This window comes from Nonomuraea sp. MG754425 (assembly GCF_021699195.1).
Lineage (GTDB): Bacteria > Actinomycetota > Actinomycetes > Streptosporangiales > Streptosporangiaceae > Nonomuraea.
This window is the reverse complement of record NZ_SSXE01000342.1, coordinates 1-5,086: the sequence shown is the minus strand read 5'-3', so window position 1 is coordinate 5,086 and position 5,086 is coordinate 1. Positions and strand designations below refer to the sequence as shown.

Genomic DNA, 5,086 nt, shown 5'->3' with positions numbered 1-5,086 from the left:
GTGCGGGGCGGGGTGGGCAACTCGTTCATCTGGTTCGTGGCGTGGGGCTCGGGTCGGACCCGGGGAGACGCCACGCCTCCTCTCGGGGGTTCTGGGCGAACGCCGGGCGCATCAGCCGCTCCCGGTGGCGGAGGCTTCGAGCGCGTCCACGATCGCGCGGGCGAACGCGACGGCTCTGGCCTGATGCTCGGGTTCCAGCTCGGGACTGCTGACGGCGGACGAGTCGATCTTGACGACGAGGTTGCTGACGCGGACCCACACGATGCTGTGGGCCTGCTTGAACGTCTCGCTCGACCACCAGTTCTGGGTGTAGGCGCCGTCGCCGAGGCCGGGCAGGTCGCGGACCGCCTGGTGGGTGATGCCCGACGTGCTGCCCTTCTTGCTGGCCTGCGCCTGCCGGCCGCCGGTGAAGATCTTCCGCGCCGCCGCCACGTGCGCGTCGTGCGTGATCTCGACGTTGACGACGTCCTCGAGAAGGCCGCGGGCCCAGGCGCACTTGGCGGTGTCGAGGCCGGTCGCCTGCTTGCGCGCGCCCGGCCAGAGCTTCGCGGCCCGCTCGTCGCCGATCAACCGGCAGGCGACCGGCGGGGTGGCGAAGTCGCCGTCGGTCTTCGGCCCCTGCGACGCCTGCGTGGCGACCGGCGTGGAAACAGGCGGGGAAACAGGCGCGGACGAGGGCGGCGGCTCGGCGACGGGCGTGTTCCGCGGCGGCGTCGTGGTCGTGGCGGAGGCGTTGACCAGGACCACCGACGTGACGGCGACGGCGGTGACCGCCGCCAGGCCGCCGAGCACGTAGGGGAGCCGGCTCTTCCTGGCCGTGACCGGCACCGTGGCGGCCGTCGTCACCGAGCGGCGCGCGGGCAGGGGCGCGGCCAGCGGCTGGAGGGCCGCCCTGATCGCCTGCGGGTGCGGGCGCGCGGCCGGGTTCTTGTCCAGCATGGCCACCAGCAGGCCGCCGAACGGCCCGGCGTTGACCGGCGGCGGCGGGGGCTGGGTGAGCACCGCCGCGACGATCGCCATGGGGGAGTCGCGGTGGAAGGGGGCGCGGCCCTCCGCCGCGGTGTACAGGGTCGCGGCCAGCGACCAGAGGTCGGAGGCCGGTCCCGCGGGCTCGCCGCGCAGCCGCTCCGGCGCGATGTACCCCGGTGAGCCGGGCGTGCCGCCACGCTGGGCTGCCGCGGTCGCGCTCGGGGCGTCGTCGATGTGCGCGGCGATGCCGAAGTCGGTGAGCACGGCCTCGCCGGAGTCGGTGACGATCACGTTGCCCGGCTTCACGTCCCGGTGCAGGATCCCGTGCCGGTGCGCGGCCTCCAGCGCGTCGAGCACCCGCAGCCCGGCGGAGGCGACCTGGCCGGGCGGGAGCGGGCCCCGTTCCTTGAGCAGGTCGGCCAGCGACCGGCCGGGGAGCAGGTCCATGACGATCCACGGCTGCCCGTGCTCGGCGATGACGTCGTGCACGGTGATGATCGCGGGATGGTTCAGCGCCGCCGCCGCGCGGGCCTCGCGCAGCGTGTCCGCGAGTGCCCGCTCGCTCCTGGACGGGTCGGCGGGCAGGCGTACCTCCTTGACCGCGACCTCCCGGCGCAGCACCACGTCGTGGGCCCGCCACACCGTGCCGGCGCCGCCCGCGCCCAGGGGCGCGAGCAACTGGTACCGTCCGGCGATCATGCGCATGCGTCAGCCCTTGGCGTCGAGGTTCCGGGCGAGGTAGGCGACCGCCTTCTCGGCCTTCGCCCGCAGCGCCGGGTCCTTGGCCGCCTCGCGGGAGAAGCGGATCTCGCCCACGATGTTGCCGGTCCTGAACGCCGAGCGGACCGTGAACTTCGTGTTGCTGAACGACGTGGTCAGCTCCGTCCAGCCGACGGCCTCGTCGCCCGCGCCGGCGATGTCGAAGACCTCGCCGTACTCGGTGCCGCTGCCGCCGCGGCCCGCCTTCCCCTCGGCGTCCGCCTTCAGGCCCTGGACGTGCTCCTCCGCGAGCCTGGTCTCGTAACCGTCGCCCTGCTGCGGATACATGAAGAGGGTCAGGTTCAGCGTCAGCCCGCCGTCGCCGGTGCTGCTCCACGCGCACTTGACGGTCGGCTCGATGGCGACGGAGGTGTACCTCCCCACGAGTTCGGTGGCCTGCTCCCTGGTCAGGAGCTGGCAGGGCCGGGGGATCGCGGTGAACTTGCCGGGGGTGCGCGCGACGGGGGTCCCCGTGGCGGTGGGGGACGTGGACGCCGTGGGCCCGGCGCTCGGCTGAGCGGTGGGCTGAGCGGTCGGCCGGGTGGTGGGCGGCGTGGTGGGCGGGGCCTCCGTGCTCGCGACGGTGGTGACCGGCGGAGCCGGAGGAGTGCTGGACAGGATGAGCGCGACCGCCGTGACGAAGACGAGGAGCACGGCCGCGGCGGACCCGTACACGGGGAGCGCGGGCAGCAGCCACGACGCCGGGCGCGCACCCGCGGGCATGGTCGCGGCGGTGCCGCCGGTGACGGGCCGCAGGGCCTCCCTGAGCGCCGCCAGGTCCGGACGCCGCCCGGGGTCCTTGTCCAGCAGCCGGGTCAGGACGGGCCCCAGCGCGCCCGCCCGCCGCGGCGGCCTGGGCGGTTCCGTCATCACCGCGCCGTGCGTGGCCATGGCCGTCGGGCGGGAGAACGGGGGCACGCCCTCGACGGCCGTGTAGATCGTCGCGCCGAGCGACCAGAGGTCGGCGGCGGGCCCGGCGGGACGGCCGGGCTCCTCGGTGAGCGCCTCGGGAGCGGTGTAGCCCGGCGTCCCCATCGGCGCGCCGCCCGGCTGCCCGCCGGCCCGGGTGGCGATGCCGAAGTCGGACAGCAGGATGCGGCCGTCGTCGGCCAGCAGCACGTTGCCCGGTTTGACGTCGCGGTGCAGCAGCCCGCCCGCGTGCGCGGCGGCCAGCGCGGACAGCACGAACAGCCCGATCGAGGCGGACCACTCCGGCGACAGCGGCCCGCCCGACTTCACGACCTGGTCGAGCGAGCGGCCCTTGACGAGCTCCATGACGATCCACGGCTCGGCCCCCTCCTCGACCACGTCGTGGATCGCGACCACGGCCGGATGCCTGACCTGGGCCGCGACGCGGGCCTCGTGCAGAGTCCGCTCGCGCAGCCGCGCGTGGTCGGCCGGGGACAGGTGCGGCGGCAGCAGCACCTGCTTGACGGCCACGTCGCGGCCGATCGCGGTGTCGCGGGCGTGCCAGACCACGCCCATGCCGCCCCGTCCGAGCTGGGCGAGCAACTGGTAGCGCCCGCCGACGAGTCGTGGCTGGTTCATCGCATCACTCCTGGCGTCCCAGGGCCGCCGCGACCCACCGGGCGGCGTCCCTTGCGCCCTTGCGCAGGGCCTCGTTGTCGCCGACCTTGCCGATGTCGACGTATTTGATCTCCATCACGACGTTGCTCAGGCGGAAGACCACGTCGTGCCGCTCGACCTGGCCCTTGGGGTTGACCAGCTCGTAGCTGTACGCCTCGTCCCCGATCCCGTTGACCTCCTGGTACGCCTTGCGTTCCTGCGTGATGGTCTTCTCGAGGCCGATGCCCGGCCAGTTCCACGTGATCTTCGAGCCGGTCTCGGCCATGTTGAGCCGGTTGATGAACTGCTCCGACGACTCGTCCAGGCCGAGCCCCCAGGCGCTGTCCAGTGAACTCGCCTTCAGCGGGGTCACGCCGACGCCGTTGCCGCGCGCCGACCACTCGCAGCCCTCCTCGTCACGCTTGCCCTTGGGGGCGGCCTTCGGGACCAGCAGCCGGACCTGGGTGGGGGTCATGAGCTTGCACACGTTGATCGGCACGGTGAAGCGCGCGGTCGTCGCGGTGGCGGACGGCGTGGCCGTCGGCGTTTCGGCGGGCTCGGACGTGGCCGCGAGCGGGGTGGTCGGCTCAGGGATGGTCAGGGCGGTCGGTGCGGAGCGCGGCAGCAGCGCCACGGTGGCGGCCACGGCCGCGACCGCCACGAGCGCGCCCGCGCCGACGAGGACCGGCCCGCGGACGCTCCTCGGGCGCGGCGCGGCCATGGCCGGGGTGCCGTCGCGGCCCTCCGCCACCTGCCGCAGCAGGTCGGCCGCCAGGCGGGGGTCGGGACGCTGGTGCGGCTCGCGGGCCAGCAGGTGCGTGAGCACCGGGCCGAGCCGTCCGGCGCGCTCGGGCGGCCGGGGCGGCCGGGTCAGCGCGTCGCGCAACACCGTCATGGGGGAGGTGCCGGAGTAGGGAGCCTGGCCCTCGACCGCGGCGTACAGGGTGGCGCCCAGGGACCACAGGTCGGAGGCGGGGCCGCCGCGCTCGCCGCGCAGCCGCTCCGGCGCGATGTACCCGGGGGAGCCGATGAGCAGGCCCGACTCGGTGATCGTGGCCTGGTCCTCCAGCCGGGCGATGCCGAAGTCGGTGAGCACCACCCGTCCGTCGCCGGTCAGGAACACGTTGGCCGGTTTCACGTCGCGGTGCTGGATGCCGTGGGCGTGCGCGGCCGACAAGGCGTCCAGCACCCGCAGCCCGAGTGCCGCCACCCGCTCCGGCGCCCACGGGCCCTCGGCGGCCACGGCGTCCTTCAGGTCGCGGCCCTGGAGCAGTTCCATGACGATCGTGGGCAGGCCGTTGTGGACGAGCACGTCGTGGATCTTGATGATGCCGGGGTGCCGGAGCTGGGCGGCGGCCATCGCCTCGCGCATCGACCGCTGCAGCGCCTCCTCGCGCTCGGCCACGCCGAGCGACGCGGGCAGCAGCAGTTCCTTGATCGCGACGTCGCGGTGGAGCAGCTCGTCGTGAGCGAGCCACACCGTTCCCATGCCCCCCTGGCCGAGTGCTCTCACCACCCGGTAGCGGCCCGCGATCGTCTGTTCCCCAACTCCAGGCACGAAGGTAACAGTATTAAGGGCCGCTTTCAGTTCGCTATATTTCACGCCGCAATCAACCGGAACGTCCGAGCACCGGAGTTGATGATGACCACAGCACCCCCTGTGCCACCTGCGTCCTACTGGCCGGACCAAGGCGGCGGGCCGTCGTCAACCTCGAAGCCGCCAGGGTGGGCCAAGGGCATCATGGCCGCCGCCTTGGTCCGGCCAGTAGGACGCAGGTGGCACAGGGGGTGC

Annotated in this window: 3 protein-coding genes; all 3 read right to left on the bottom strand. The window is 74.0% G+C overall.

The genetic code is table 11. The features are described from left to right. Window positions 1–111: 111 nt before the first annotated feature. The 3 genes from FAF44_RS51970 to FAF44_RS51960 are packed head-to-tail and all read right to left on the bottom strand — an operon-like array spanning window position 112 to window position 4,852. Window positions 112–1,674: a serine/threonine-protein kinase gene (locus FAF44_RS51970; RefSeq protein WP_237110910.1), complete on the bottom strand. Its 1,563-nt coding sequence runs from the start codon at window positions 1,672–1,674 to the stop codon at window positions 112–114. A 3-nt stretch (window positions 1,675–1,677) separates the two neighbouring features. Beyond that, window positions 1,678–3,276 carry a serine/threonine-protein kinase gene (locus FAF44_RS51965; protein ID WP_237110909.1) on the bottom strand — a complete coding sequence of 533 codons (1,599 nt, stop codon included), beginning with the start codon at window positions 3,274–3,276 and terminating at the stop codon, window positions 1,678–1,680. A gap of 4 nt (window positions 3,277–3,280) precedes the next feature. Further along, the gene (locus FAF44_RS51960; RefSeq protein ID WP_237110908.1) at window positions 3,281–4,852 is read right to left on the bottom strand and encodes a serine/threonine-protein kinase; all 1,572 of its coding nucleotides are present in this window, start codon (window positions 4,850–4,852) and stop codon (window positions 3,281–3,283) included. Between the last annotated feature and the right edge of the window lie 234 nt (window positions 4,853–5,086).

Bases quoted from the DNA above. Each gene is read 5' to 3' on its own strand.
- FAF44_RS51970 (WP_237110910.1), bottom strand. From the start codon at position 1,674: ATGCGCATGATCGCCGGACGGTACCAGTTGCTCGCGCCCCTGGGCGCG.
- FAF44_RS51965 (WP_237110909.1), bottom strand. From the start codon at position 3,276: ATGAACCAGCCACGACTCGTCGGCGGGCGCTACCAGTTGCTCGCCCAG.